At 72.9% G+C, this 25,242-nt stretch carries 26 protein-coding genes; 14 read left to right on the top strand and 12 right to left on the bottom strand.

The features are described 5' to 3' along the window. Positions 1 to 59 precede the first annotated feature (59 nt). Complete coding sequence (locus ACFVSN_RS23700; protein WP_387956533.1) at positions 60 to 860, bottom strand: inositol monophosphatase family protein; 801 nt, start codon at positions 858 to 860, stop codon at positions 60 to 62. Positions 861 to 969: 109 nt separating this feature from the next. Here ACFVSN_RS23700 and ACFVSN_RS23695 point away from each other — a divergent pair, with 109 nt between their 5' ends. Next, on the top strand, positions 970 to 1,959 hold the full coding sequence (locus ACFVSN_RS23695) for an Lrp/AsnC family transcriptional regulator (protein ID WP_387956532.1): 990 nt from the start codon (positions 970 to 972) through the stop codon (positions 1,957 to 1,959). 83 nt (positions 1,960 to 2,042) lie between these two features. Here ACFVSN_RS23695 and ACFVSN_RS23690 read toward each other — a convergent pair whose 3' ends face one another. Both ACFVSN_RS23690 and ACFVSN_RS23685 read right to left on the bottom strand, forming a co-directional pair. Continuing rightward, positions 2,043 to 2,525: a DUF2269 family protein gene (locus ACFVSN_RS23690; protein WP_380439374.1), complete on the bottom strand. Its 483-nt coding sequence runs from the start codon at positions 2,523 to 2,525 to the stop codon at positions 2,043 to 2,045. 109 nt (positions 2,526 to 2,634) lie between these two features. Further along, a complete protein-coding gene (locus ACFVSN_RS23685; protein ID WP_380506488.1) occupies positions 2,635 to 3,354 on the bottom strand; it encodes a 4'-phosphopantetheinyl transferase family protein in 720 nt (239 codons plus the stop codon). Between the two features lie 251 nt (positions 3,355 to 3,605). Between ACFVSN_RS23685 and ACFVSN_RS23680 the strand changes: the two genes are divergently transcribed. Next, on the top strand, positions 3,606 to 5,132 hold the full coding sequence (locus ACFVSN_RS23680) for a choice-of-anchor A family protein (RefSeq protein ID WP_387956531.1): 1,527 nt from the start codon (positions 3,606 to 3,608) through the stop codon (positions 5,130 to 5,132). Between the two features lie 229 nt (positions 5,133 to 5,361). On the opposite strand, the gene kynU is transcribed toward ACFVSN_RS23680, so the two are convergent. Next, positions 5,362 to 6,612 carry a kynureninase gene (kynU, locus tag ACFVSN_RS23675; protein ID WP_387589345.1) on the bottom strand — a complete coding sequence of 417 codons (1,251 nt, stop codon included), beginning with the start codon at positions 6,610 to 6,612 and terminating at the stop codon, positions 5,362 to 5,364. Positions 6,613 to 6,626: 14 nt separating this feature from the next. Further along, positions 6,627 to 7,457 (bottom strand): tryptophan 2,3-dioxygenase, encoded by an 831-nt coding sequence (locus ACFVSN_RS23670; RefSeq protein ID WP_380439380.1) that lies wholly within the window; start codon positions 7,455 to 7,457, stop codon positions 6,627 to 6,629. Positions 7,458 to 7,695: 238 nt separating this feature from the next. Between ACFVSN_RS23670 and ACFVSN_RS23665 the strand changes: the two genes are divergently transcribed. Together ACFVSN_RS23665 and ACFVSN_RS23660 are read left to right on the top strand one after the other, a co-directional pair. Continuing rightward, the gene (locus ACFVSN_RS23665) at positions 7,696 to 8,130 is read left to right on the top strand and encodes an Lrp/AsnC family transcriptional regulator (RefSeq protein ID WP_380439382.1); all 435 of its coding nucleotides are present in this window, start codon (positions 7,696 to 7,698) and stop codon (positions 8,128 to 8,130) included. A 97-nt stretch (positions 8,131 to 8,227) separates the two neighbouring features. After that, positions 8,228 to 8,767, top strand: a complete 540-nt coding sequence (locus ACFVSN_RS23660) for an NADPH-dependent FMN reductase (protein WP_387589271.1) — start codon at positions 8,228 to 8,230, stop codon at positions 8,765 to 8,767. Positions 8,768 to 8,840: 73 nt separating this feature from the next. On the opposite strand, the gene ACFVSN_RS23655 is transcribed toward ACFVSN_RS23660, so the two are convergent. Then, complete coding sequence (locus ACFVSN_RS23655; protein ID WP_387956530.1) at positions 8,841 to 9,470, bottom strand: MarC family protein; 630 nt, start codon at positions 9,468 to 9,470, stop codon at positions 8,841 to 8,843. 149 nt (positions 9,471 to 9,619) lie between these two features. On the opposite strand from ACFVSN_RS23655, the gene ACFVSN_RS23650 reads away from it, so the two are divergent. From ACFVSN_RS23650 to ACFVSN_RS23640, 3 genes are all read left to right on the top strand, one after another. Then, the gene (locus ACFVSN_RS23650) at positions 9,620 to 10,180 is read left to right on the top strand and encodes a DoxX family protein (protein ID WP_380439387.1); all 561 of its coding nucleotides are present in this window, start codon (positions 9,620 to 9,622) and stop codon (positions 10,178 to 10,180) included. Between the two features lie 159 nt (positions 10,181 to 10,339). Next, positions 10,340 to 10,960 (top strand): hypothetical protein, encoded by a 621-nt coding sequence (locus tag ACFVSN_RS23645; RefSeq protein WP_387956529.1) that lies wholly within the window; start codon positions 10,340 to 10,342, stop codon positions 10,958 to 10,960. A gap of 317 nt (positions 10,961 to 11,277) precedes the next feature. Next, on the top strand, positions 11,278 to 13,110 hold the full coding sequence (locus tag ACFVSN_RS23640) for a glycosyl hydrolase family 18 protein (RefSeq protein WP_387589276.1): 1,833 nt from the start codon (positions 11,278 to 11,280) through the stop codon (positions 13,108 to 13,110). Between the two features lie 120 nt (positions 13,111 to 13,230). On the opposite strand, the gene ACFVSN_RS23635 is transcribed toward ACFVSN_RS23640, so the two are convergent. After that, the gene (locus tag ACFVSN_RS23635) at positions 13,231 to 13,791 is read right to left on the bottom strand and encodes a MarR family winged helix-turn-helix transcriptional regulator (protein WP_380493505.1); all 561 of its coding nucleotides are present in this window, start codon (positions 13,789 to 13,791) and stop codon (positions 13,231 to 13,233) included. 160 nt (positions 13,792 to 13,951) lie between these two features. Between ACFVSN_RS23635 and ACFVSN_RS23630 the strand changes: the two genes are divergently transcribed. The 4 genes from ACFVSN_RS23630 (at position 13,952) to ACFVSN_RS23615 (ending at position 18,648) form a co-directional block, all read left to right on the top strand. Further along, complete coding sequence (locus tag ACFVSN_RS23630) at positions 13,952 to 15,244, top strand: MFS transporter (RefSeq protein ID WP_380493507.1); 1,293 nt, start codon at positions 13,952 to 13,954, stop codon at positions 15,242 to 15,244. 171 nt (positions 15,245 to 15,415) lie between these two features. Continuing rightward, the gene (locus tag ACFVSN_RS23625; protein ID WP_387956528.1) at positions 15,416 to 17,032 is read left to right on the top strand and encodes a dolichyl-phosphate-mannose--protein mannosyltransferase; all 1,617 of its coding nucleotides are present in this window, start codon (positions 15,416 to 15,418) and stop codon (positions 17,030 to 17,032) included. A gap of 56 nt (positions 17,033 to 17,088) precedes the next feature. After that, the gene (locus ACFVSN_RS23620; protein WP_380439448.1) at positions 17,089 to 17,946 is read left to right on the top strand and encodes an ABC transporter permease; all 858 of its coding nucleotides are present in this window, start codon (positions 17,089 to 17,091) and stop codon (positions 17,944 to 17,946) included. Between the two features lie 117 nt (positions 17,947 to 18,063). Further along, the gene (locus ACFVSN_RS23615; RefSeq protein ID WP_380439397.1) at positions 18,064 to 18,648 is read left to right on the top strand and encodes a TMEM165/GDT1 family protein; all 585 of its coding nucleotides are present in this window, start codon (positions 18,064 to 18,066) and stop codon (positions 18,646 to 18,648) included. A gap of 130 nt (positions 18,649 to 18,778) precedes the next feature. On the opposite strand, the gene ACFVSN_RS23610 is transcribed toward ACFVSN_RS23615, so the two are convergent. After that, positions 18,779 to 19,933, bottom strand: coding sequence for a peptidoglycan-binding domain-containing protein (locus tag ACFVSN_RS23610; protein ID WP_387956527.1), 1,155 nt, complete (start codon positions 19,931 to 19,933; stop codon positions 18,779 to 18,781). Positions 19,934 to 20,266: 333 nt separating this feature from the next. On the opposite strand from ACFVSN_RS23610, the gene ACFVSN_RS23605 reads away from it, so the two are divergent. After that, positions 20,267 to 22,360, top strand: a complete 2,094-nt coding sequence (locus ACFVSN_RS23605) for an MFS transporter (protein WP_387956526.1) — start codon at positions 20,267 to 20,269, stop codon at positions 22,358 to 22,360. Between the two features lies 1 nt (position 22,361). Here the strand turns inward: ACFVSN_RS23605 and ACFVSN_RS23600 are convergent, their stop codons facing one another. Further along, complete coding sequence (locus tag ACFVSN_RS23600) at positions 22,362 to 22,853, bottom strand: MarR family winged helix-turn-helix transcriptional regulator (protein WP_387956525.1); 492 nt, start codon at positions 22,851 to 22,853, stop codon at positions 22,362 to 22,364. 47 nt (positions 22,854 to 22,900) lie between these two features. On the opposite strand from ACFVSN_RS23600, the gene ACFVSN_RS23595 reads away from it, so the two are divergent. After that, positions 22,901 to 23,311, top strand: coding sequence for a cupin domain-containing protein (locus ACFVSN_RS23595; protein WP_380493518.1), 411 nt, complete (start codon positions 22,901 to 22,903; stop codon positions 23,309 to 23,311). A gap of 41 nt (positions 23,312 to 23,352) precedes the next feature. Then, positions 23,353 to 23,682 carry an antibiotic biosynthesis monooxygenase family protein gene (locus tag ACFVSN_RS23590; RefSeq protein ID WP_387956524.1) on the top strand — a complete coding sequence of 110 codons (330 nt, stop codon included), beginning with the start codon at positions 23,353 to 23,355 and terminating at the stop codon, positions 23,680 to 23,682. 79 nt (positions 23,683 to 23,761) lie between these two features. Here the strand turns inward: ACFVSN_RS23590 and ACFVSN_RS23585 are convergent, their stop codons facing one another. From ACFVSN_RS23585 to ACFVSN_RS23575, 3 genes are all read right to left on the bottom strand, one after another. Continuing rightward, the gene (locus ACFVSN_RS23585) at positions 23,762 to 24,406 is read right to left on the bottom strand and encodes a LysE family translocator (RefSeq protein WP_387956573.1); all 645 of its coding nucleotides are present in this window, start codon (positions 24,404 to 24,406) and stop codon (positions 23,762 to 23,764) included. Between the two features lie 404 nt (positions 24,407 to 24,810). Continuing rightward, the gene (locus tag ACFVSN_RS23580) at positions 24,811 to 24,975 is read right to left on the bottom strand and encodes a hypothetical protein (RefSeq protein ID WP_380506459.1); all 165 of its coding nucleotides are present in this window, start codon (positions 24,973 to 24,975) and stop codon (positions 24,811 to 24,813) included. Positions 24,976 to 25,065: 90 nt separating this feature from the next. After that, the gene (locus ACFVSN_RS23575) at positions 25,066 to 25,242 is read right to left on the bottom strand and encodes a hypothetical protein (protein ID WP_387956523.1); all 177 of its coding nucleotides are present in this window, start codon (positions 25,240 to 25,242) and stop codon (positions 25,066 to 25,068) included.

The following is a 25,242-nucleotide window of genomic DNA, read 5'->3' as shown; positions in this document are numbered from 1 at the left end:
CCGCGTGCAGCAGGTCAGTCGACGTCCCCAGCACCCGGACCACGTCCGCGCCCCGCAGGTCAGTCGACGTTCCGCAGCACCCGGACCACGTCCGCGTGCAGTCCGGGCGCGGCGGCGAGGAACCCGTCGGACGCGGCCGTCCAGGCCGCCCCGGCGGTGTCCGTCACCGTCGCGCCCGCCTCGCTCGCGATCAGTGCGCCGGGCAGCAGGTTGGGCGCGTCGGCGCCGTACTCCCAGAACAGCGCGAGGTGCCCGGAGCCGACCTGCGCCACCTGGAGGGCGGTCGGGCCGAGGTTGCGCACCGCGACGACGGCGCCGGCCATCGCGGCCAGCGACTCGCCCGCCCGGCGCAGGGCGACCGGGTCGCCGGCGGCGGTCGGCGGCTGGCTGGTCGCCGCGACGGCCGACCCCAGGGTGCGGGGCAGCGGCGCGATCGGCCGCCCGTCCAGGTGGGCGCCGCCGCCGAGCACGGCGCGGTAGGTCCGTCCACCGAGCAGCTCGGGCGCGTGGACCACGGCCAGCACGGCCCGGCCGTCCCGGACGAGCGTCGCGGTGACGGCCCAGTACGGCAGGCCGAGCAGGTACTGCACCGCGCCGTCGGTGGCGTCGCACAGCCACCACTCGCCCTCGGCCGGCACCGCGCCGTCGAACTCGTCGTCCAGCCAACCGGCGTCCGGGCGCAACGAGCCGAGCCGCTCCCGCAGTTCGGCTGCGGCGGGGCCGTCGATCTCGGCGAACCGCGCCACCGCCTCCTCGGCCGTCCGCGCCGGGGTCGGCTCGGTGGGCCGTCGGGCCACCAGCTTCGCGCCGACCTCGCGCACCGCGGCCTCCACACCCTCGGCCAGCGCCCACAGTTCCATCGTCGTACCCCACTCCTGGCCGGACCGTCCGGCCGCACAGGACAAGGAGTACCGTCGGAGCGGATGAACAGGACGCTCAATGGGCTCAGAATGATGGAGATCGGACACCATGGATCTATCGACGGCTGATCCGGACACGGCCCTCGACCTCCTCGACCGCCGGCTGGTCTGCGCGCTCCAGGTCGACGGCCGGGCCGAGACCGGCCGGATCGCCGAGGTGCTGGGCGTCTCAGCCCGGACGGTCACCCGCCGCCTGGCCAGGCTGCGCGGGGCCGGCGTGCTGCGGGTGGTGCGGATGCCGGACGTGGAGGACGCGGCCGTCGGCGCGCTGCTGCGCGTGCGGGTGCTGCGCGGCACGGTGGACGCCATCGCGAAGGCGCTGGCCGACCGCCCGGACGTCCCGTTCGTCGACGTGATGCTCGGCGGCCAGGAGATCGGCGCCGTCATGCTGAGCGACGCCGGCGGCCGCGACCGCCTGCTGTACGGGCAGCTGCCCGCGACCGCCGCCGTCACCGAGACCACCACCCACGCCGTCCTGCACGCCTACGCGGACGCCGGGCAGTGGCAGGCCGGATACCTGGACGCGGACGAGGCCGCGGCGCTCGCCCGGCCCGTCGCACCGCGCCCGCGGACGCCCCCGCCGTCGGACGAGCTGGACCACGCGCTGCTGGCCCGGCTCACCGAGGACGCCCGGCAGTCGCACGCCGCCCTCGCCGAGGCCGTCGGCGCACCCGAGTCGACCGTCCGCCGCCGCCTGCACCGCCTCGACGAGTCCGGGCTGCTGCGCACCCACGCGACCGTCGACCCCCGGCTGCTCGGCCTGGCCGTGGACGCCAACCTCTGGCTGGACGTGCCGCCCGGCCGGCTCGCCGAGACCGGCGCGGCCCTGGCCCGGCACCCGCACGTGCACGGGGTGCTCGCGACCAGCGGGCCGACGAACCTGATGGCCGCGGTGTTCTGCCGGGACCACGCGGGGCTCTACCGGTTCGTCACGGACACCCTCGGCCCGCTCGGGGTGACGCGCGCCGAGACGGCGATCGTCGCGCGCGCGGTGAAGCGGGCGGGCGTCCCGCTCAGGAGGCTCGGCCCACAGCGGTGACCGGGCCCACCGGGGCCTCACCAGCGTCCCGGCGTCCCAAGTGCCCAAGCACCCAAGCGCCAACGCTCAAGCGCCTACCGGCCTCAGACGCCGGTGCTCGACCCCGGACGGATGACCATCAGCACCACGACGACCGCCCACAGCAGGTTGAAGACGCCGGCCGTCATCGGCAGCATCTTGAGGCCCTTCACGGCCTTGTCGCGCTGCTCGTCCCCGGTCTCCTGGGCGAGCGCGTCGACGGCGGCCTGCTGGCCGGGCAGCACGAAGAGCAGCAGCGAGAGCGCGGCGACCGCGGTCAGGACCATCGAGACGATCAGCCAGGACTGCCCGAGCACGTCCATCACCTGGGCCAGCCCGATGCCCAGCACCGGCACGGCCACCCCCAGCAGCGCGTAGACCTGGGTGATCCGGTGCAGGATCCGCAGCACGCCGGCGTCGGAGGCCTGGTCGGGCCCGCCCGCCAGCGCCGCCTTCGCACGGCGCGGGAACATGCTGACGGCCACCGCGACCGGGCCTATGAACAGGACCGACGCGAGGACGTGCAGGCTCAGCAGGAACTTGGCCATGGCGGGGACACCCTTAATCCGGCGGTGGGCAGCGATTCGGCGGGGCGGCCGCGGTCCGGCGCCCGACCAGGCACGCTAACACCGCTTACCCCGGCGCCCGCCGCGCGGGTCAGGCCCCGGCCGTCAGCTCCACGACCTGCGGCTCGGCGGTGCTGACCGCCGCCACCGCGGCGCCGTGCGCCGGGTCCGTCCAGTCGACGAAGTGCAGGTCCTGGTGGCGGCTGCGCAGCGGTCCGTCCGCCGGGACGGCCAGTGGCAGGTCGGAGAGGTCGACCGCGGCCAGCGTGTCCATGCTGGTCCGCCCGATCTTGATCAGCGACTCCTTGCGCACCCACAGCCGCAGGAAGGCCCGGTCCGGCTCCGGGGCCGCCTGCACCAGGGCGAGCTCGGCCGGCGCGAGCACCCGCTGCGCGACCTCGCCCAGCGAGCGCCCGCGCGCGGCGAGCTCGACGTCGACACCGACGGGCTCGAAGCCGGCGGCCGCGGCGACCACGCCCCGGGTGTGCGAGAGGCTCACGTGCACGTCCGGGTGGTCCGGGAGGAACGGCTTGCCGTGGTCGGCCCGGCCGCAGTCGGGGCACTGCTGGGCGAGCGCGAGGCCGTCGGCCGGGACGCCGAGGAGCCGGGCGGCGCAGAGCCGGACCAGGAGGTGGCCGGCGGTGAAGTCGACCCGCCCGGTCTCCGTCCGGAAGCGTGCCGCGCGTTGCCGTTCGAGGTCCGTGAGCAGGTGCTCGCCCACCTCGGGGCGGCGCAGGACGGCCTCGGCGGAGGCGACGGCGACGAGCGGGGCGGGCCGGTCCTGGCGCCGGTCGTGGTCCTCGGTGGTCATGTCCCCAACCTAGGCCATGGGCCCGCGCCCCGGGGGCCGGTCGATCCGCTCGGCCGTTCGATGGACACCGGGATCGGATCCGAGGATCCACAGGGTATGAATAGTCCGATTTGTGACGTCGCGTCGCGAATATGTGGGATCACCAGGTAATCACCCGAAGATGGCAGGTTGAGCGACCTGCCTTTTTCCTTGTGTGGAGGAACGCGTCGATGGGTCAGGGCACCGGTACGCCGGATCACAGAACGACCGCCGTGAAGAGACCGCAGGTTCCCGGCCGCCGGGCCGTGCGGATCGCCGTCGCCACGGCCTTCGCCGCGGTGCCGATGGCCGCCGTGCTGTCGGTCGTTTCCGCCGCGCCGCTGGCGCCGCCGCTCGGCGCCTGCACCGGGCCCGACTGCCCGTCCACCTGGCCGCCGCCGAACAACGGCGACTTCACCGGCCGGGACGCCACGATCAACGTCTTCACCGGCGGCGACTACACCGTCAACGGCCGTGCCGCCGAGGCCGAGGGCAAGATCGTCACGCTCGGGGTCCTGACCCTCGACAAGAACGGGGGCGGCGTCTACAACATGGGCGTCGTGGGTGTCGGCTCACGCGTCGTGCCGCCCAACGGCAGCGACTTCGTCACCACCGGCGGCAACGTCGACGTGAAGAGCGGCAACTCGATCCTGATCGGCGGCAGCGACTCCCACGGCCCGGCTTTCGGCAACCTGCGCCACGCGGGCAGCGTCACCGGAACCGTCAGCATCGACCCGATCGGCGAGTCGATCCAGGACCCGAACGCGGCAGCGCCGTACCAGACGGTGCTCACCCAGATCGAGGAGGTCTCGGACTGCGTCGGGCGGGCCACCGCCACGGGCACCGTCGACGTGTCCTCCAGTCAGGCCACCTTCACCGGTGACGGCACCAGCACGAAGCAGGTCTTCAACGTCACCCGGAACCTCGCCTCGCCGACCGGCGGGCAGATCGGCCTGGTGTTCAACAACATCCCGGCCGGGGCCACCGTCGTGGTGAACATGCTCGGCGACAGCCCGGTCATCAACACCTACACGGGCACGGGCCTGGCCGGGGACCAGACCACGGACATGCGCTCGAAGCTGATGTACAACTTCCCGACCGCGACCACGGCGCAGATCCTCGGCAGCGCCCAGTTCCAGGGCTCTGTCCTGGCGGGCAACCCGGGCGGGACGACGACCATCGCCCAGGCGGGAATGAACGGCCGGGTGTACCTCGCGGGCAACCTGATCCACACCGGCACCGGCGGCTACGAGATCCACAGCTACCCGTTCGACGGGGACCTGCCGGAGTGCAAGACCTCGCCGAGCCCGTCGCCGTCGTCCAACTCGCCGTCCCCGTCGCCGACGAACTCGCCGTCTCCGACGAACTCCCCGTCCCCGACGAACTCCCCTTCGCCGACCAACTCGCCTTCGCCGACCAGCTCCCCGTCTCCGACCAACTCGCCTTCGCCGACCAACTCGCCTTCGCCGACCAGCTCCCCGTCCCCGACGAACTCCCCGTCGCCGTCCCCGACCGCGAGCACCACGTCGCCGTCGGCCACCACCACCTCGCCCTCGGCGAGTTCGTCCACCGCGGGCCCCGTGCCGACCAGCTGGCACCCGACCGGGCACGAGTCCAGCGGTCACCACCACGGTGGCGGTGAGCTGCCGTCGACGGGCGCGGGCAACGCTCCGTTCGTCCTCGGCGCCGCGGGTGTCGGCGCACTCGCCCTCGGCGGCCTCGCCGTGATGGTCGCCCGCCGCCGCGGCCGCCACAGCTGACCACCCCCACGGCACGACGGGCCGCTCGGTCACTCCCGACCGGGCGGCCCGAGCCGTGCCGGCGGCCGTCGGCGAGCGTGTGAAGAGGCCGGAACGCGAGGGGCCGGCCACCGGTCGTGCGGTCAGCGTCCCGCGAGGAACCGGTCCATGGCCTTCGTCACTGCCCCACGACGCGGGCAGGGAGCGCCCGTTCCCGGCCGGATCCCCCGGCCGGGAAGCCCGGGCCCGGTCAGGTCACCTCGCCCCGGCGGGAGAACCGTTCCTGCCGCCACTCGCCGCTCTCCAGCACCTCCGCCAGATGCTGTGCCGCGTCCCAGACGTCGACGTGGGACAGGTAGAGCGGGGTGAACCCGAAGCGCATCAGGTCCGGCGCGCGGAAATCCCCGATCACGCCGCGCGCGATCAGCGCCTGCACTACCGGGTAGCCGTCGGCGAACCGCAGCGCGACCTGGCTGCCGCGCCGGGCGTGCTCGCGCGGGGTCGCCACCTCGATCCCGTCCAGGCCCTCGACCAGCGCGATGAACAGGTCGGTCAGCGCGAGGCTCTTCGCCCGCACGGCGGCCAGGTCGGCGCGCTCCCACACGTCCAGGCTGGCGCCCAGCGCGGCCTGGCCGAGCAGTGACGGCGAGCTGCACAGGAAGCGCCCGATGCCCTCCTTGGGGTCGTACCCGGGCTCGAACGCGAACGGCCGCGCGTGGCCGAACCAACCGCTCAGCGGCTGCACCGGACCGGCCGCCAGGTGCCGCTCGGCGACGTACAGGAAGGCCGGCGCGCCCGGGCCGCCGTTCAGGTACTTGTAGGTGCAACCGATCGCGAAGTCCGCGCCCGAGGCGCCGAGTTCGACCGGCAGTGCGCCCACCGAGTGGCACACGTCCCAGATCATCAGCGCGCCCGCGGCCTGCACGCGCGCGGTGATCCCGGGCATGTCGAGCAGCTCCCCGGTGCGGTAGTCCACGTGGGACAGGACGACGGCGGCGACGTCCCCGTCCAGGTGCGCGTCCAGCTCCTCCGGGCGGATCAGCACGCTGCGCGCGCCCTCGACCAGGCCGGTCACGCCCTCGGCGATGTAGAGGTCGGTCGGGAACGCCTCGGCGTCGCCGAGCACCGTGCCGCGCCCCGGGCGCAGCCGCAGCGCCGCCGAGAGCACCTTGAACAGGTTCACGGAGGTGGTGTCGCAGACCGCGACCTCGTCCGCGCCGGCCCCGACCAGCGGTGCGATCCGGCGGCCGAGCGCGTACGGCTGCTCGAACCAGCCGGCGTCGTTCCAGCTGCGGATGAGGTCGCGGCCCCACTCCTCCTCGACCACCTGGCGCACCCGCTCGGGCGTGCGCACCGGCAGTGCGCCCAGCGAGTTCCCGTCCAGGTAGATCACCCCGTCCGGCAGTGCGAACTCCTTGCGGAACGCCGCCAGCGGGTCGACGGCGTCCAGCGCCGCGCACTCCTCGCGCGTGAGCGCACCCGTGATCTTGCCCGTGCCCATGTCCTGCCTCTCGCTCACATCTCGTCCCGGATGGACCACAGCTCCGGGAACACGTCCTGGTCGGCCGACTTGCGCAGCCAGGTCAGCCCGCTGGAGCCGCCCGAGCCGGGCTTGGCGCCCATCGTGCGGCGGACCGCGTTCAGGTGGCGCTGGCGCCACCGGGTGACCCGCTCGGCGACGTCCAGCAGCGCCTCGGCGAGCGGCTGGAGGCCGGCGAACTCCGGCTCGGCGTACACCCGGCGCCAGGCCGCCTCGACCTCGGGGGAGGCGTGGTGGCGCTGCTCGGACGGCAGGTGCGGGACGGTCAGTCCCCGGCGGGCGAGCACGGCCAGCGCGTCGTCGTACAGGCTGGGCGCGCGCAGCGCCTCGGCCAGCTCGTCGCGGGTGCGCGGCGCGTCCGCGTACATGTTCAGCAGCGCGGCGTTCTTGTTGCCGAGCAGGAACTCCAGGTGCAGGAAGGCCGAGGACTGGAAGCCCGAGGCCTCGCCGAACAGCGCGCGGAAGGAGTTGAACTCCTGCGGTGTCATGGTGGCGAGCAGGTCCCAGGACTCGGTCAGCACGTCCTGGACGTGCGTGCCGCGCCGCAGGGCGGCGAGCGCCGCCGGCAGGTCGTCCTCGCGCAGTGCCTGCTGGGCGAGCGTCCACTCGTGCCGCAGCAGGTCGAACAGCAGCTCCATCACCTGCGTGGTGACGATGAACGACATCTCGGCCGGCGCCTTGCTGAGCGGGTGCTGCAGGCCGTGCAGCTCGTCCAGGCGCGCGTAGCGGGCGTACGGGGTCCCCCGACCCGGTTCCTCGCCCCCGACGAATGACAGGCTGGGCGTTTCCACCGTGTCGTGCCCCATCCCGATCCCTCCTGACGGCCGGGCACCACGGCCCGGGCCCGGTGACCAGACGGACGGCCTGGTTCCACCGGGGGCCCCATTGTGCGGCGGTGTCGGCCCCGGATTGAATGGCCTCCGGGTACCGCAACGGGCCCTCGGGCTGTTGTTCGCGAGGCGTTGCGCCGATTCCCTTTACGATCGGCAAGACCGCCGATTCCAGCCACTCGCACGCCACGTGCACAGCACTCCGGGAGCCGCCATGGACGCCGTCGACCGCCGCCTGCTGGCCGAGCTCCAGGCCGACGCCAGGCTCTCGTACAACGAACTCTCCCGCCGGGTGAGCCTGTCCGCACCCGCGGTGGCCGAACGGGTCCGCCGGCTGGAGGCGGACGGTGTGATCACCGGCTACCACGCCCACGTGGACCTTCCCCGCGCCGGGCTGCCGATCACCGCACTGGTCCAGATCCAGTGCTACGGCCCGCGCTGCGTGCTGCGCGACCCGGAGGTGGCGAACTGGCCCGAGGTGCTCCAGCTGCACCGGGTCACCGGCGGGGCCTGCTGCGTGCTGCTGGTCGCGGCGCCCACGATGGCCGAGTTCGAGCGGCTGTGCGACCGGCTCGGCGGCTACGGCCAGCCGTCGAGCTCGATGATCCTCTCCAGCCCGGTGCCGTGGCGCACGGTCGTCGTGCCGTGACTCCCGTGACTCCCGTGACGCCCATGGCTCCCGTGACTCCCGTGGCCGTGGGGAAAACCCCTCCCCGGTCCCGGGACCGGGGAGTAGGTTCCTCGGCATGCCGAACGAGCGTCACATCCTGCTTCTGACCGGGAGCCTCCGCGCCGGATCCTCCAACGAGACGGTGCTGCGGACGGCCGAGGCCCTCGCCGCCGGGGCCCCGGGCCTGCGCGCCACCTACTTCGAGGGGCTGGCCGACCTCCCGCACTTCAACCCCGACCACGACACCGATCCGCTGCCGGAGGCGGTGGCCGCGCTGCGCGCCGCGGTCGAGGCCGCCGACGCGCTGCTGATCTGCACGCCGGAGTACGCGGGCACGCTGCCCGGTTCGTTCAAGAACCTGCTGGACTGGACGGTCGGCGGGGTCGAGATCTCCGACAAGCCGGCGGCCTGGATCAACTGCGCCGCCCCCGGCCGCGGCGAGGGCGCCGAGGCCACCCTGCGCGCCGTCCTGGGCTACACCGGCGCGGCCGTCGTGGACGAGGCCTGTGTCCGGATCCCGCTGGACCGCGGGGCGGTCGGTGCGGACGGCCTGATCGCCGACCCGCTGGCGCGGGAGCGGATCGGCGAGGTGCTGACCCGCCTCGCCGCGGCCTGACGGCGCGGCCGGCCGGGCCCGGCGCCCATCGGCGCCGCCGGGCCCGGCGCCCTTCAAGGGCCCCCAGTGCCCCTCAGTGCCCCTCGGCGATCTGCACGCCGAGCCCGGCCAGGCCGTTCAGGAACAGCTCGACGCCCACCGCCGCCAGCAGCAGTCCGAGCAGCCGGGACAGCACCTCCAGCGAGGTGCGGTGGGTGCGCCGCATCAGCGGGGCGAGCAGCGCCACGGCGACGTAGTTGATCACCACGACGGCCACGTAGGCCCCGGCGACGGTGGTCCGCCAGCCCCAGTCGTCCTTGGTGAGCGAGGCGACCAGGACGGCGCTGACGGCGAGCGGGCTGGCGATGTACGGCAGCAGGAGCTCGCGGAAGCCGTCCAGCATCGGGTTCGGCAGGTGCTCGTCGTCCTCGCCCTCGCCGAGGTGCACCCCGAAGACCAGCGCGACGGCGTAGATGAAGAAGATCGTCCCGCCGGCGAGCTGCAGCGACTGGTCGCTGATGTGGAACAGCGTCGTGACCTCGTCCGCGCTGAAGCCCAGCACCAGGCCGATCACGGCCGAGACGACCGTGCTCCAGGCGGCGAGCCGCCGCAGTTCCCGGGTGGTCCGGGTGGGGGCCAGCCGGGCGAAGGACAACAGCACCTTCGGCGGTCCGACGACGGCGAAGAAGGTGATGAAGGCGCTGGACAGGTTGAAGACGAACATCCGCTCAGCATGACCGCGGGGTCCGCCGGGGGCCGCGGTCCGTTCCCGGTCGGCGGCTGATTCGCCCGGATGGCGGTCCCGGCTCGAACGGGTGCGCGGTCTCGGGTCCCATGGACGGAGGACCACCACCGCGGGAACGAGGTTGCGACATGTGTCTGAACCGTAGGGACCTGGGCCTGCTGGCCCTGCGCGGCGCGGTCGGCGGGGTGCTGATCGCGCACGGCACCCAGAAGCTGTTCGGCTGGTTCGGCGGCGGCGGCCTGGAGGGCACCACCAAGGCGATGGAGGGCATGGGCTTCCACCCGGCCAGGGAGAGCGCGATCGCGGCCGGCCTCGGCGAGGCGGGCGGCGGTGCGCTGCTGGTGGCGGGCCTGGCCACGCCGGCGGCCGGCGCGGTGGTGGCTGGCACGATGGCCGGCGCCGTGGCGGTGCACGCCCCGGCCGGCTTCTTCATGACCTCCGGCGGCTACGAGTACCCGGCATTCCTCGGCGCGACCGGGCTGGCGCTGGGCCTGGCCGGCCCGGGCCGGTACTCGCTCGACCACGTGACCGGCCACGCCTTCGACCGGCCGTGGGTCGGCGTGCTGGCCTTCGTCGCGAGCGCCGCGTCCGCGTACGGCGTGGTGGCCCGGCGCCGGCACGTCGTGCGGCTGCGCGAGGAGCGGGCGGCGGTGGAGGCGGACGAGCAGGAGGGCTCGGGCCTGTCCTGACGTCGCCGCCCTGACATCGCCACCCTGACGTCGCCGCCCGCCCGGCTCACCCGGAGGCACCGCCCCGCTGGCGGCTCCGCCCGGGGCCTCGGAGGGTGGGCCGGGAGGCGTGCCGGGCGGCCCGGGCGCCGGAGGACACCAGAAGGGACGGGACCGCCCATGGACCGCCAGCCGCTCACCCGGGCCACCCGGGTCACCCGCAGGGTCACCGCGCAGCTGCCGGACGCCCCGCTGCTGCGCCGCCGACGCCGCGCCGTGGCCGGGGTGTTGGCCACCGCGGTGGTCGCGGGTGCGGTGCTGGCGGGGTGCTCGTCGGGCAAGAGCCCGAGCAGCGCGGTGTCCTCGGCCGCCGGCGAGATCGAGAAGGGCGTCTCGGCCGCGGCGTCGGCCGCCTCGGCGCTGGCCTCGGCGGCCGGCGGGGCCGGTTCGGCGCTCTCGTCGGCGCAGGCGCAGGCCTCGGCGGCGTTCTCGGCCGCCTCGTCCGCCGTGGCGGGGATCAAGGGCGGGCTGGACGCCAAGGCCGACGTCGCGGTGGGGGCGGTGACGACCGGTTCGGACGGCAGGGCGCAGGCGCAGCTGACGGTGACCAACCACGGGCAGCAGTCCTACCGGTACGTGATCCAGGTCGACTTCACGGACGGATCCGGCCAGGTGCAGGACGCGACGGCGGTGACCCTGGACGACGTGGCCGCCGGGCAGGGCGCCCAGGCCACCGCGAAGAGCAACCGGGACCTGTCCGGGACGATCAAGGCCGTGGTGGCGAACGCCGTCCGCTACTGACGCGCAGGTCGCCGGGGGTGCCCGTGGGGGAGGCGAACCTTAAGCGCGGGTCAAGGCCCGACGGCCCCTCTTGACGGGCGAGTTGGTCTAGTCCATTTTTATTGCCCAGGTGCAGGGAGCCCCTGAACCGGCGTCAGCGGCCGTACGGCCGCCGGCGCCGGTTCGGCACATCCCGGTGTCCGTTACGGCCTGATCCCGCTCGATTCCCTTTCCCGCTCGATTCCCTTCCTTGATCTGTCATGCCCCGGTCGTCCGGCCCCACCCCGGACGGCGTCCCCGGGGCGGACAGAACCCCCACACCCAGGAGTCACGCACCCATGCTGCGCTCACGCATTGAAAGGGCCGGGACCCCGGCTCAGGAAGGCGTCCGCCGTCGGCGCCCGAAGAGCCTGGCCGCGATCGCGGCCGGCACCACCGCCTCCCTGCTGCTCGGCGCGGGCCTCGCCCTCACCGGCGGCGGCGCGGCCAATGCCGCGACCACCAACTCCACCGGCGCGCCCGCCACCAGCGGCGGCATCAAGGTCGCCTACTTCGACCAGTGGTCGATCTACGCGAACGGGTACTACCCGAAGACGATCCAGGACACCGGCGTGGCCGGGAAGCTGGACTACCTGATCTACGACTTCGCCAACATCAACCCGACCGACCTGGGCTGTTTCGAGGCCACCAAGGCCGCGGACACGAACGACAACAACCCCAACGCGGGTGACGGCGCGGGCGACGCGTTCGCCGACTACCAGAAGAGCTTCGGCGCCGACATCTCGGTCGACGGCGTCGGCGACGTCTGGAACCAGGGCATCGCGGGCAACTTCAACCAGCTGAAGAAGCTGAAGGCGAAGAACCCGAAGCTCAAGGTCCTGATCTCGCTGGGCGGTTGGACCTACTCCAAGTACTTCTCGTCGGCGGCCGCCACGGACGCCTCGCGCAAGCACCTGGTCTCGTCCTGCCTCGACATGTTCATCAAGGGCAACCTCCCGAGCGAGGCCGGCTACGGCGGCCCGGGCTCGGCGGCCGGCGTCTTCGACGGTGTCGACATCGACTGGGAGTACCCGGGCGGCGGCGGTCACACCGGCAACATCTCCAGCCCGGCCGACAAGCAGAACTACACCCTGCTGCTGCAGGAGTTCCGCAACCAGCTGGACGCGCAGGGCAAGGCCGACAACAAGACCTACGCCCTGTCGGCGGCGGTCGGCGCCGGCCAGGACAAGATCATGAACGTCGAGACCGACAAGATCGGCCAGTACCTCACGTTCCTCGACGTCATGACCTACGACATGCACGGCGGCTGGGACGCCCAGGGCCCGACCAACCACCAGGCCCCGCTCTACTCCGGCCCGAACGACCCGATGACCCCGGCCAAGCCGGGCCACGGCAAGTACTCGATCGACAACGCCGTCAAGGCGTGGACGGTCGGCGACCCGGACTACGGCATCCCCGGCGGCTTCCCCGCCAACAAGATCAACATGGGTGTGCCGTTCTACTACCGCGGCTGGACCGGCGTCCCGAACAACGGCCAGAACGGCCTGTTCCAGCCCGCCGCCAACCCCGCCGCCGGCGCCGCGATGTCCGGCAACGTCCCCGGCATCCAGATGTACAAGGAGCTCACGGGCTTCGTCGACAACCCGTCCAAGACCTTCTGGGACGACGCCGCGAAGGCCACGTACTTCTACGACGGCACCACCTTCTGGAGCGGTGAGGACGCCCGGTCGATCCAGGCCAAGCTCGACTACGCCCACTGCAACGGCCTCGGCGGCTCCTTCGCCTTCTCGCTGTACGACCTGGGGACCAACACCTCCCTGTTCGACACGATGGCGAACGCCACCAACGGCTCGGCCGCGGCCTGCCCGGCCCCGCCGACCGGCACCCCGAGCTCCACCGCGACCCCGACCCAGACCCCGACCGGCACCCCCACCGGCACGCCGACCGGGACCCCCACGGGCACCCCGACCGGTACGCCGACCGGCACCCCCACCGGCACGCCGGTCACCTGCCCGGCCGCCCCGAGCTGGGACCCGAACGCCACCTACGCGGCCGGCGGCACCAAGGTCTCCTGGAAGGGCCACTACTACACCAACAAGTGGTGGACCAAGGGCGAGGACCCGACCCAGAGCGGCCAGTGGGGCGTCTGGACCGACAACGGCCCCTGCTGACGCCCGGGCCCGATCCCGAGAACGGCTGAGGGCCTGACGGACCCCGCACCGAAACCGAAAGACGTCCGGCCCGCCGGGGGAGACCACTCCCTCGGCGGGCCGGAGCCATGTGCGGGGCTGCTACGCGGGGTCCGCGGCGCGCCCGGGTGCGTCCGGCCGGCTCTCCTCGATGCGCCGCAGCATCCGGGCCAGCAGGGCCGACAGCACGGCCCGCTCCTCGCCCGCGATGTCCTGGAGCAGTTCCTCCTCGAACACCGCCGCCATCCGCATCGACTCCAGCCACTTGTCGCGGCCGTTCTCGGTCAGCTCGATGATCACCCGGACCCGGTTGGACTCGTCCCGTTCCCGGGTGACGAGGTCCTCGGCCACCATCCGGTCGATCCGGTGCGTCATCGCCGCCGGGGTGAGCCCGAGCCGCTTGGCCAGCTCGCCCGGTCCCAGCCGGTAGGGGCTGCCGGAGACCACCAGGGCCTTCAGCACCTCCCACTCCGCGGACGTGATCCCCAGCACAGTCAGCTGCCGGTCGTAGGCCACCCCCATCCGCCGCGAGACCCGGTTCAGGGTCTGCACGATGGTCTCCACCTGCGGGTCCACCGTGGGGAACTCCCGCTGGTAGACGGCCACCTGCTCGGCGATGCCGAGCTCCCTGGGCTTGGCCGGAGCGGGCTTGTCCGTAGTCATGCGGACCAGTGTCGCACGGGGGCGTGCATCTCTTAAGCCTTTGACTCCACACTCTTCTGGTGCTAAGACTTTATCTCGTCAAACTTTAGCTCTGAAATCTTCTGGACTTAAGAGTATCCAGTCGAATCTCCAAGAAGGGGTGTGCACGGTGACCGGCACGGTGAAGCAGCAGAGGCAGCAGCGACGCGGGGCGGGCGGCCCGCTGCGCCGCGTCCAGATCGGCAACGCGCTCAGCGCGTTCGGCAGCGGGTTCACGATGCCGTACATGTTCGTGTACGTGGACCAGGTGCGCGGGCTCGGCTCGCTGGCGGCCGGGATGGTGTTCACCGTCTTCGCGCTCGCGGCGCTCGCCGTCCTGCCGTTCACCGGCCGCGGCATCGACAAGTACGGTCCCCGGCCCGTCCTGCTGGCCGGCACCGCGCTCGCCGCCACCGGCGCGTTCGCCTTCGGGCACGCCACCGGCACCCCCGCCCTGCTGGTCTCCTCGTTCCTGTTCGGCGCGGGCGTCACCACCTGCCAGCCGGCGCTCGCCACGATGATCGTCCGCTGCTCCACCGCGGCGACCCGGGCGCACGCCTTCGCGCTGCAGTTCACCCTGGTCAACCTGGGCATGGGCATCGGCGCGCTGGTCGGCGGGCAGATCGTGAACGTGGCCGACCCGGCCAGCCTCACCCGGCTGTTCACCATCGAGGCGGCGACCTTCCTCGGCCTCGCCCTGGTCACCGGCACCGCCCGGATGCCCAAGGTCCAGCTGACCGCCGTCCACGGCAAGACCGAAGGCCCGACCGGCCTGCGCGCCCTGGTCGCCGACAAGGCGATGGTGCGGCTCTGCGTCCTCGCCGGGCTGATCTTCTTCACCTGCTACGGCCAGTTCGAGTCCGGCGTCGCGGCCTTCGCCACCGACACCGTCGGCACCGCGCCCTCCACCCTGGGCTTCGCGATCGGCGCCAACGCGCTGACCATCGTCGTCCTGCAGATGTTCATGGTGCGGATCACCGCGCGCCGCCGCCGCACCACCGCCATGGCCGCGGCCGGCGTGGTCTGGCTCGGCGCCTGGACGATGGCCCTCGTGGCCGGCCTGATCCGGACCGAGGCCATGGCCGCCACGGTCGCGATCGTCTCGATCTACGCCCTGTTCGGCGTCGGCGAGTCGCTGCTCGCGCCCACCATGGGCCCGATCGTCGCCGACCTCGCCCCGGCCCGGCTGCTCGGCACCTACAACGCCGGCTACGCCCTGGTGAAGCAGATCGCGATCGCGGTCGGCCCGGCCGTCGGCGTGCTGCTGGTCGGCTCCGGCACCTGGCCGCTCTACCTCGCGGCCATGGCGGGCTCCACCCTGCTGATCGTCGCCCTGGCCCTGCGGCTGCGCCCGCACCTCACGCCGGAGCAGGACAACGCGGCCCCGGCCGTCGTCCACGCGATCCCCGTCCGGGAGCTCCAGACGGCCGCCTGAGCGGGCCCCGACGAACACCGCGCGCACGGGCGCCGACCGGGTCACCCGGGCGGCGCCCGTCGCGCTTGGCTTCGCGACCACCGCCACATAGTGTCAGTGCCTGTCGACCGCCCGGCCCCGGCCGGCACGGCGGTCACTGGCACAGCGGTACACCGGCGAATCGGCGAGGCTATGACGCAAGCGGCGCTCACGCACCCCCCGGCGGCACCGGCCCCGGACCCCGGACCGGCCCCGCGCGGGCCGCTGGTCGCGGCGGCCGACCGGGCCGCGTGGTTCGGCTGGCTCGGGCCGATCGGCGTCGCGCTCTTCGCCGGCCTGCTGCGGTTCTGGAACCTCGGCTACCCCAACGCCTTCGTCTTCGACGAGACGTACTACCCCAAGGACGCCTGGTCGCTGCTCAAGCAGGGCTACGAGGGCAGCTGGCCGGACCACGCCAACGCCGACGTCCTGGCCGTCCCGCAGGGCGTCCCGCTCACCAACGCCCCGGAGTTCGTCGCCCACCCGCCGCTGGGCAAGTGGGTGATCGCCGTCGGCGAGCAGCTCTTCGGACTGCACCCCTTCGGCTGGCGGTTCATGACCGCCCTGCTCGGCACCGTCACCGTGCTCATGCTCGCCCGGATCGGCCGCCGCCTCTTCGGCTCCACCCTGATCGGCTGCACCGCCGCCCTCCTGATGGCCGTCGACGGCCTCCAGCTGGTGATGAGCCGGGTCGGCCTGCTCGACGGCGTCCAGATGTTCTTCGTCCTCGCCGCGTTCGGCAGCCTGCTGATCGACCGCGACCACGTGCGCGCCCGGCTGGCCGGCGTCACCGACGGCGACACCGTCCGGCTCGGCCTGCGGCCCTGGCGGATCGCCGCCGGCGTGTTCGTCGGCTCCGCCGCCGCGGTCAAGTGGAACGGCGTCATGGTCCTCGCCGCCTTCGGCATCCTGACCGTCCTGTGGGACCAGTCCGGCCGCCGCGCCGCCGGCGCCCGCCATCCCTGGCGCTCGATGCTGCGCCGGGACGCCGTCCCCGCCTTCCTCGCCATGGTCGGCTCCGCGGTCGTCGTCTACGTCGGCGCCTGGAGCGGCTGGCTGGCCAACGGCGCCAACGGCGGCGGCGGGTACGACCGGCACTGGGCCGACGACCGCGCCGGGCTCTCGCCGGACAGCGTCCTCGGCGTCCCGCTGCCGCAGGTCTCGATGAGCTGGGTGCCCGCGCCGCTGCGCAGCCTGTGGCACTACCACTCGCAGATGTACGACTTCAACACCGGGCTGAGCACCCCGCACACCTACCAGTCCAACCCGTTCAGCTGGCTGGTCATGGGCCGCCCGGTCTCCATGTACTGGGAGCAGGTCCCGATCGGCACCCGGGGCTGCACCACGCCCGGCGGCTGCTCGGCGCAGATCCTCGGGCTCGGCACGCCGCTGCTCTGGTGGACGGCCTGCTTCGCGCTCGTCTACCTGCTGTGGCGCTGGTTCTTCCGGCGCGACTGGCGCTCGGGCGCCGTGCTGTGCGCGGTGGCCGCGATCTACCTGCCCTGGTTCCAGTACCAGGAGCGGACGGTCTTCTCCTTCTACATGGTCGTGCTGGTGCCGTTCCTGTGCCTGGCCGTCGCCCAGATGCTCGGCGCGATCCTCGGCCCGGCCGGCAGCACCCCCGAGCGGCGGCGGATCGGCGCGGCGGCGGCCGGGCTGATCGTGCTCGCGATCGTCGGGTGCTTCGCCTTCTTCTACCCGCTCTACACGGCGGAGGTGATCCCGTTGACGTCCTGGCAGGACCGGATGTGGTTCACCAGCTGGATCTGAGCCCGTTGACCGGACGGTCCTGGGCGGGCTCCGCGCTCGCCGCGTCGGGCGGACAACTGCTGCCCGTCACCCCGGTGCTCGGGGTGGTGGCCGCCGTCCTGCTGCTGGCCGCCGTCGCGGTGGCCGGGTGGGGCCTGCTGGGGCACGGGCACGCGGTGCTGCGGGCCGGGCTGCGGGCGGTGGTGCAGCTGGCGGCCGTCGCCGCGGTGATCACCTGGGTGGTCGGCTCCCTGTGGTGGTCGGCGCTGTTCGTGCTGCTGATGTTCACCGTCGCGGTGCGCACCGCCGGGCGGCGGATGACCCCGGGGCCGGGCTGGGTGTGGGCGGCGGCCCCGATCGGCGCCGGGGTGCTGCCGGTGCTCGTCCTGCTGCTGGCCGTCGGACTGCTGCCGCCGAAGGGCCTGTCCGTCATCCCGGTCGCGGGGATCCTGATCGGCGGCGGGCTCACCGCCACCTCGCTCGCCGGGCGGCGCGCCCTGGACGAGCTCCGGCAGCGGCGCGGCGAGGTGGAGGCGGCGCTGGCGCTCGGCTTCGAGGAGCGCGACGCCCGGCTGGAGATCTGCCGGACGGCCGCCGCGACCTCGCTCGTCCCCGCCCTGGACCAGACGCGGACGGTCGGCCTGGTGACGCTCCCCGGCGCCTTCGTCGGCATGCTGCTCGGCGGGTCCTCCCCGGTGCAGGCCGGTGCGGTCCAACTGTTCGTGCTGGTCGGCCTGTTGGCGGTGGAGGCGGCCGCCGTCGTGGTGGTCCTGGAGCTGGTCGGGCGCGGGCTGGTGACGGCGGCCGACCTCCCACCGGGTGGGGAGCCCGCCCGGCGTCGGGTAACCTGGACGGCGTTGAAGGGGAGTAGCCCTCCACCGGACCGTCGACATACTGGCCCCCACGGGCCCGGCGCCCGGGGCACGCGGTCGTGAGACCGGTGCCGGCGAGACCTTCGGCCGCAGTGCTGTGACCGTTTCCAGTGCTGTCGGGCCGAGGCGTCCCCTGACGGAGCTGCCGCGGACCGGCGGCCCGACCGAGGGAATCCTCCGATGAGTGTGACCGTAGCCGCGTTGACGTTCGGCATCATCTTCCTGGCCGAGCTGCCGGACAAGACCGCCCTGGCCAGCCTGGTCCTCGGCACGAAGTACCGCGCGAGCTACGTCTTCGCCGGCATCGCCGCCGCCTTCGCCGTCCAGGTGGGCATCGCCCTGGTGGCCGGGCACCTGCTCTCGCTCCTGCCGCACCGCTGGGTCGAGGGCGTCACCGGCGCGCTGTTCCTGGCCGGCGCCGCGATGCTGCTCTTCCACGGTGGCGGCGACGATGACGAGCACGCCGCCAAGGAGCCGTCCTCCAGCAGCTTCTGGAAGGTGGCCGGGGCGAGCTTCGTGGTCGTCGCGGTGGCCGAGTTCGGCGACCTGACCCAGATCATGACCGCCAACCTGGCCGCCAAGTACGCCGATCCGCTGGCCGTCGGCATCGGCTCCTGGCTGGCGCTGTGCGCGGTCGGCGGGATCGCGATCGTGGGCGGGCAGAAGCTGCTGAAGCACGTGCCGATGAAGCTGATCGTCCGCGTCGCGGCGGCGATCATGGTGGTGCTGGCGGGCGTCAGCATCGTCGGGGCCGTCACGGGCTGACGCGCCCGCCCGTTCCGGCTCTCCGGGGCGGGATCGGCTCGCCCTTAGCGGGGGCGGATCGGCTCGCCCTTAGCGGGGGGGGGGGGGGCGGATCCGCTCGCCCTTAGCGGGAACGGATCAGCAGCCGGGGTCAGCAGCCGGGGTCCGCGGCGAGGGCGGCCTGGGTCTTGGGACCGTAGACGCCGTTCTCGCCCTTGATCCGGTTGTCGTGCTGGTAGCTGATCAGCACCGACTGCGTCCAGTAGTCGAAGGTGCCGGTGACGATCGACTTGTCGACGAATCCGCACTCGGCGGCGTAGAGCTGCTGCTGCATCGCCTTGACGTCGGCGCCGGCCATCCCGAGCTGCAGAAGACGCGGCGTGGGGGTCGGGGTCGGCGTCGGGGTGGGCGTGGGCGTCGGAGTGGGGGTCGGCGTCGGCGTCGGGGTGGGCGTCGGCGTCGGGGTCGGGGTGTGGGACGGGGTGGGCGTCGGCGTCCTCGTCGGGCTCGGCTTGGCCGTCCGGGTGGCCGTCGGGCTCGGGGTGTCGCTCGTCGGCGCCGCGGCGCTCGGCTGCGGGGCGGGATCGGTGGTCGGGTCCGCCGGCGCGGGGGCGAGCGACGTGGGCGCGGGCAGCGCCTTCTGCGCCGGCGGCGACGAGGGCGTCACGGCGTACGCGAGGCCGACGGTGAGCGCCAGCAGGCCCGCGCCGGCGCCCGCGACCAGCAGCTTGTGCCGGGCGAGCGGGCTCTGCTCGGCCTGCTCGGCGGCCCTCCGCGCGGCCCGGCCGGCGACGGGGGCGGCCTCCGGGTCGGGCTCGGGGGCGGGGTTGTCGAACGGGAAGTAGCCGAGGTCGTCCCCGGGCTGGACGGGCGGGACGGGCTGGACAGGCGGCATCGCGGTGGTCGCGTAGCCGTCCTGGGCGTACGCGTCGGGCGCGTACCCGTCCGGCGCGTACCCGTCCGGGGCGGCGCCGGGGACGGGCGGCAGCACGCTGGTGGCGTACGCGTCCTGAGCGGCGCCGGGGACGGGCGGTAGCACGGTGGTGGCGTACGCGTCCGCGTCGGGCCCGAGCGGCGGCACGGGCGGGTGCGCGGCCATGGGTGCGGCTGCCGGAGGGCTGTGCGGCGCTGCGGCGTGCGGCGGCTCCTCCGCGACCTGGCCGGCTGCCTGCGGCACGTACGGGCGGACCAGCGGCGGGCCCTCGACGTGCGGGAGGACGGCGGTCTCGTCGAGACTCCGGTCCGGGAGGCAGCCGCACCCGGCGGTGCGTGCGGTGCCGCACGTCGGGCAGTGCTGGTCCGGCATGGGCCGGCCCTCCTCGGATCTCGGTTCGCGGTTCTCGTGCTCTCTGGCGCGCGGCCGGGCGGTCCCGGGTCGCACGATCGGGCCTGATTATGCAGGACGTCCCGGAGGGTGGACAGGGCCGTCCGGCCGTCCGCGGTGGGGTTGTGCCGGTTGGTGGTGGTTGGCACCAGGTGAACGGTCCGTGTTCGGTTGACAGGTGGGGCGCTTACGTTCGGCTCAATCAGGCGGCACAAAGCAGGGCAATTCTGACAGCATGGTGGCTGGGAGTGATCATCCGCCCGGGCCGTCCGCTCCCGCCCGGCCCGCGACCCCACGCAGACGCCAGGAGGCGCCATGACGGACCTGCCGGACCCTCGGGACCCTCCCGCGGCCTTCGGCCGGAGCCCGGCGCCCGAGCCCGGCCCGCCGGCGGTCACCGTCCCCAACCTCTGGGTGCCGATCGGCGCCCTGCTGCTGGCGATGCTGCTCGCCGCGCTCGACCAGACCATCGTCTCCACCGCGCTGCCCACGATCGTCAGCGACCTCGGCGGCCTGGAACACCTGTCCTGGGTGGTCACCGCCTACATGCTCGCCTCGACCGCGGCCACCCCGCTCTGGGGCAAGCTCGGCGACATGTACGGCCGGAAGCGGTTCTTCCAGGCCTCCATCGTCATCTTCCTGCTCGGCTCGGTGCTCTGCGGAATCGCCCAGGACATGGGCGAGTTGATCGCCTTCCGGGCGCTCCAGGGCCTCGGTGGCGGCGGGTTGATGGTGCTGTCGCAGGCGATCGTCGGCGACCTCGTCTCGCCCCGCGACCGCGGCAAGTACCAGGGCCTGTTCGGCGCCGTGTTCGGCGTGACGAGCGTGCTCGGGCCGCTGCTGGGCGGTCTGTTCGTCGACAACCTCAGCTGGCGCTGGGTCTTCTACATCAACCTGCCGATCGGCGTGGTCGCCCTGGTCGTCATCGCGGCGGTGCTGCACGGTCTCGAGGTCAAGCGCGAGCACCGGATCGACTACCTCGGCACCGCGCTGATCGCCTCCGTCGCGACCTGCCTCGTGTTGATGACCTCGCTCGGCGGCACCACGTGGGCGTGGAGCTCCTGGCAGATCGTCGGGCTCGGCGTGCTGGGGCTCGTCCTGCTCGTCGCCTTCGTTCAGGTCGAGCGGACGGGGCAGGAGCCCGTCCTGCCGCTGCGGCTGTTCCGCTCACGGACGTTCAGCCTGGTCGCGGTGATCTCCTTCGTCGTCGGCTTCGCGATGTTCGGCGCGCTCACCTACCTGCCGACCTTCCTCCAGGTCGTCATGCAGGTCTCGCCGACCATGTCCGGCATCCACATGCTGCCGATGGTGCTCGGCATGCTGGCCACCTCGATCGGCTCCGGCCAGATCGTCGCCCGCACCGGGCACTACCGGGTCTTCCCGATCGCCGGGACGGCCGTCACCACCGTCGGCCTGCTGCTCCTCTCCCGGCTCGACGAGCACACCGGCACGGGGGAGATGAGCCTGTACTTCCTCGTCTTCGGCCTCGGGCTGGGCCTGGTGATGCAGGTGCTGGTGCTGATCGTGCAGAACTCGGTCGGCTACCAGGACCTCGGCGTGGCCACCGCGGGCGCGACCTTCTTCCGCTCCATCGGCGCCTCGTTCGGCGTCTCCATCTTCGGGACGGTCTTCGCGAGCGGCCTGAAGTCCCGGCTCGCGGACGCGCTGCGGGGCGTGCCGCTGCCGCCCGGCTTCCGTCCCGACGCGATCACCTCCGACCCGCGCGTCGTCAGCCGCCTGCCGGCCGCCGTCCAGACGGCCGTCCACCACGCGTACGCCGAATCGATCACCCGCGTGTTCCTGTACGCGGTGCCCGTCGCGGTGGTCGCCTTCGTGCTGTCGCTGTTCCTGCGCGAGCAGACGCTGCGCACCACCGTGACGGCACCGGACCTGAGCGAGTCCATCGGCCTCAATCCGGTGGAACGCTCCTCGCTGGACGAAATCGCCCGCGCCCTCTCGGTGTTGAGCACCCGCGAGGCCCGGCGCGACCTGTTCCGCCGGATCACCGCCACCGCCGGCCTGGACCTGCTGCCCGCCTCCAGCTGGCTGCTCCTCCAGATGCACCAGCACGGTTCCGCCGAGCCGGCCGAGCTCGCCGAGCGGCGGGTCGTGCCGATCGCCGTCATCGAGGCGGCGGCCCGCGAGGTCGAGAGCCGCGGGCTGGCCTCGCGCCACGGCGGACTGCCGCTGCGGCTCACCGAGCCGGGGGAGCAGGCCGCGCTGAAACTCGTCGCGGCCCGGCGCACCCAGCTCTCCGAACTGCTGGGCGACTGGGACGAGAAGCAGTACGCCGACCTCGCCGACCTGCTCACCCGGCTCAGCTCCGGCCTCTGCGCCGACCCGCGTGACCGCCCCGACCCGGTGGGCGGCCTGGAGCCGCCGTACCGGGGCGAGGGCCGCTCGTTCTGATTCACGGTGCTCCGAACCAGCGCGGGGTGTCGAGCCGGAACGGGTCGCCGGGCGCGAGCAGTCGCAGGTCCTTCTCCATCTGTCGGAGGTGCTCCTCGCCGAGGGTGGCGGACCACTGGGCGCGCAGCTCGTCGAAGATCCGGGCCGAACGGGCGAGGCAGTCCACCCCGCGCGCGGTGAGGCGGACGACCTTGCGGCGGGCGTCGGCGGGGTCGCTGCCGCGCTCGACGTAGCCGAGCTGCTCCAAGCCCTCGACGGTCTTCCCGGCGGCCTGCTTGGACACGCCGAGGCGGCGGCCGAGCTCGACGGCGGTGGTGCCGTGCGGCCCGATCGCCTGGAACACGAAGCCGTGCATCGGCCGCACGTCGGGATGTCCTTCGCGGGCCAGGCGTTCGTGCAGCTCGTCGATGATCGTCCGGAAGGCGAGCAGGAGGCGCAGCGGCAGCTCGAAGCCGGGCGGGGCGGGTTCGCTTGACACAATAGACAACCTCATTGACCATATAGACAACGACATTGTCCATCTTAGGGGGTTCCATCGCCATGCCCGTGATCCGTCACGCCGACGCGCGCCGCACCGAGACGCCGAACGCCGTCATGACCACCTACGCCTCGCCGACCCAGGGCTCAACTGCCCTTGCGATGTGGCATGTCGACATGGGTGCCGGGAAGCAGGGGCCGCTGCACGCCATGGACGTCGAGCAGATCTGGACGCTCCTGAGCGGCTCCGCCGTCGTTTCTCTCGCCGGTGAAGCGCTTTCCCTCTTCGCCGGGGACACCGTCGCCCTCCCCGCCGGTGCGGCCCGCCAGATCTCGACCGACGACGGCTTCACCGCCATCGTGGCCTCACCTTCACCCGCCCACGCCTACAATCCCGACGCCGTCACCCCGGAGGGAGCCTGCGGGATGGCACCGAAGGGCGACGAGCGGGTGCTCCCGCCGTGGATCGCGTGAGGTGTAGGAGACTTCTCGAAGCACCCGAGAGAAGGAGCAGCATGTCCGTCGTCAAGATCAACGTCCTGACCGTCCCCGCCGAGCAGCGCGAGGTGCTGGAGCAGCGCTTCGCCTCCCGCGCCGGCGCGGTGGAGAACTCCGACGGCTTCGAGTGGTTCGAGCTCCTGCGCCCGGTCGAGGGTACCGACCAGTACCTGGTCTACACCCGCTGGCGCAGCGAGGAGGACTTCAAGGCCTGGATGGAGGGCCCGATGCAGGCCGCCCACCGCGGCGCCCCCGCCGGGGGTGGCGAGGCCCCGAAGCGCCCGGCCGCGTCCGGCTCCACGCTGTGGTCCTTCGAGGTCGTCCAGTCGGCGGGCCCGAAGGCCTGAGCATCTGCTGAACGAGCGGCGCGCCCCGAGCATTCGGGGCGCGCCGCTTCGTCGTGGGAGGAAGGTTCGTGGGCCGAGGTCAAGCCCGCGCGCGGGCGGGTACCTCCCGGGCGAGGACGAGCGCGGCGGCACCGAGAAGGCTCCCGGTGATCCGGCGTTGCCACGTGGCCCATGCCGGGCGGCTCTTGAGCAGACCGGCGATCGACCCGGCCGCGAGCACGATCAGCCCGTTCACGGTGAGGCCCACCGCGATCTGTATGGCGCCGAGGGCGAACCCTTGGGCCGTGGTGTGGCCGCGAGCGGGATCGATGAACTGCGGGATGAGCGCGAGGTACAGGATGGCGACCTTCGGGTTGAGCAGGTTGGTGATCAGCCCCATCCGCAGCAGCCTCCAGTGCGAATCGCGCTGGAGGCCGCGTGGCTCGAACAACCCGCGGCCTCCCTGCCTGAGCGTCTGCCAGGCCAGGAAGGCGAGATAGGCCGCGCCGGCGGCCTTGAAGCCGATGTACAGCCATGGGACGGCAACGAAGACCACCGCCAACCCCAGGTTGGCCAAAGTCATGTACACAAGGAAGCCAACCGCAGTCCCGACCAGCGAGACAAGCCCGGCCGCGCGGCCCTGGCTGACGCTCCGGGACACCAGGTACACCATGTTCGGGCCCGGCGTCAGCGCCATTCCCAGTTCGACCAGGGCCATTCCGCCGGCTGCCGCCGATGAGATCATCACACGCGCCACCCTGTCAGATGCGGCGCACCGGACGTCACCCGGCATCCGACCAGCGGTGCTCCAGGCGGTGGCGGCGCGCACCTTGGGCCGGGTCGAAACGCTGCATCCGGGGCAGTTCGGTCACAGCGGTGCCCCTCGGCTCACCGAGGGGCACCGCAACAAATGCCTCACTGGGACCACGATTCGAGGGAGACGCTCGGACCGTTAATGAGGTAGCTGATGAGAGCTTCCCTGGTGGTGGAGACGAAGTTCTCCGGTACTGCGTGAACGTCGGCCCATCCGACTTCCGAGTGCTGGGCGGGCTCCCCGTTGGGCGTACGGTCGTCGTCGGTCGGCGTGGTTGGTGGGAAATGGGCTCTGGTCGGCCGCACCGGTGTGCGGCCGACCAGGGGCGCCACCTGCTACTCGCTCAGGAGCGGCTCCACGATGAACCCGAGCCGCGATGGGACATCCTCGCCGTCAACCCGTCGGAGCGGGGCGCCGAACGGGGTGACCGGCTCGGCGTCGTCGTCCTGCTGCCGGTAGCGCGCGACCAGGTCCGCGTATTGCGGGTTGATCCACTCCATCGGAATGCCTCCTACTCGTGTGCTCCGCAGCGTACGCGGACGTCAGGCCGCGTTGCCCGGCTTCCAGTCGGCGTGCCGCTCTGCTGTCCGTCACGGTTCCCCGAAGGTGACCTCCAGCTCGGCCATGAGGGCCTGCGTCAGCTCGATCTGCTGGGAGCGGTCGATGACGACCTTCGCAAGATTTCCGACGCCACGCAGGGCGGAGAGGTCGTTGCCGCGCAGGTCGGTCGTCTTGTAGGTGCCACGGCGGAATTCGGTGTCCCGCAA

Source organism: Kitasatospora sp. NPDC057904 (assembly GCF_042887925.1).
GTDB lineage: Bacteria > Actinomycetota > Actinomycetes > Streptomycetales > Streptomycetaceae > Kitasatospora.
This window is presented reverse-complemented; position numbering and strand designations above follow the sequence as displayed.

Excerpts from the sequence above, each read along its gene's own strand:
- ACFVSN_RS23700 (WP_387956533.1), bottom strand. The coding sequence starts at position 860 with ATGGAACTGTGGGCGCTGGCCGAGGGTGTGGAGGCCGCGGTGCGCGAG.
- ACFVSN_RS23695 (WP_387956532.1), top strand. The coding sequence starts at position 970 with ATGGATCTATCGACGGCTGATCCGGACACGGCCCTCGACCTCCTCGAC.
- ACFVSN_RS23690 (WP_380439374.1), bottom strand. The coding sequence starts at position 2,525 with ATGGCCAAGTTCCTGCTGAGCCTGCACGTCCTCGCGTCGGTCCTGTTC.
- ACFVSN_RS23685 (WP_380506488.1), bottom strand. The coding sequence starts at position 3,354 with ATGACCACCGAGGACCACGACCGGCGCCAGGACCGGCCCGCCCCGCTC.
- kynU (WP_387589345.1), bottom strand. The coding sequence starts at position 6,612 with ATGGGCACGGGCAAGATCACGGGTGCGCTCACGCGCGAGGAGTGCGCG.
- ACFVSN_RS23670 (WP_380439380.1), bottom strand. The coding sequence starts at position 7,457 with ATGGGGCACGACACGGTGGAAACGCCCAGCCTGTCATTCGTCGGGGGC.
- ACFVSN_RS23665 (WP_380439382.1), top strand. The coding sequence starts at position 7,696 with ATGGACGCCGTCGACCGCCGCCTGCTGGCCGAGCTCCAGGCCGACGCC.
- ACFVSN_RS23660 (WP_387589271.1), top strand. The coding sequence starts at position 8,228 with ATGCCGAACGAGCGTCACATCCTGCTTCTGACCGGGAGCCTCCGCGCC.
- ACFVSN_RS23655 (WP_387956530.1), bottom strand. The coding sequence starts at position 9,470 with ATGTTCGTCTTCAACCTGTCCAGCGCCTTCATCACCTTCTTCGCCGTC.
- ACFVSN_RS23650 (WP_380439387.1), top strand. The coding sequence starts at position 9,620 with ATGTGTCTGAACCGTAGGGACCTGGGCCTGCTGGCCCTGCGCGGCGCG.
- ACFVSN_RS23645 (WP_387956529.1), top strand. The coding sequence starts at position 10,340 with ATGGACCGCCAGCCGCTCACCCGGGCCACCCGGGTCACCCGCAGGGTC.
- ACFVSN_RS23640 (WP_387589276.1), top strand. The coding sequence starts at position 11,278 with ATGCTGCGCTCACGCATTGAAAGGGCCGGGACCCCGGCTCAGGAAGGC.
- ACFVSN_RS23635 (WP_380493505.1), bottom strand. The coding sequence starts at position 13,791 with ATGACTACGGACAAGCCCGCTCCGGCCAAGCCCAGGGAGCTCGGCATC.
- ACFVSN_RS23625 (WP_387956528.1), top strand. The coding sequence starts at position 15,416 with ATGACGCAAGCGGCGCTCACGCACCCCCCGGCGGCACCGGCCCCGGAC.
- ACFVSN_RS23615 (WP_380439397.1), top strand. The coding sequence starts at position 18,064 with ATGAGTGTGACCGTAGCCGCGTTGACGTTCGGCATCATCTTCCTGGCC.
- ACFVSN_RS23610 (WP_387956527.1), bottom strand. The coding sequence starts at position 19,933 with ATGCCGGACCAGCACTGCCCGACGTGCGGCACCGCACGCACCGCCGGG.
- ACFVSN_RS23605 (WP_387956526.1), top strand. The coding sequence starts at position 20,267 with ATGACGGACCTGCCGGACCCTCGGGACCCTCCCGCGGCCTTCGGCCGG.
- ACFVSN_RS23600 (WP_387956525.1), bottom strand. The coding sequence starts at position 22,853 with ATGAGGTTGTCTATTGTGTCAAGCGAACCCGCCCCGCCCGGCTTCGAG.
- ACFVSN_RS23595 (WP_380493518.1), top strand. The coding sequence starts at position 22,901 with ATGCCCGTGATCCGTCACGCCGACGCGCGCCGCACCGAGACGCCGAAC.
- ACFVSN_RS23590 (WP_387956524.1), top strand. The coding sequence starts at position 23,353 with ATGTCCGTCGTCAAGATCAACGTCCTGACCGTCCCCGCCGAGCAGCGC.
- ACFVSN_RS23585 (WP_387956573.1), bottom strand. The coding sequence starts at position 24,406 with ATGATCTCATCGGCGGCAGCCGGCGGAATGGCCCTGGTCGAACTGGGA.
- ACFVSN_RS23580 (WP_380506459.1), bottom strand. The coding sequence starts at position 24,975 with ATGGAGTGGATCAACCCGCAATACGCGGACCTGGTCGCGCGCTACCGG.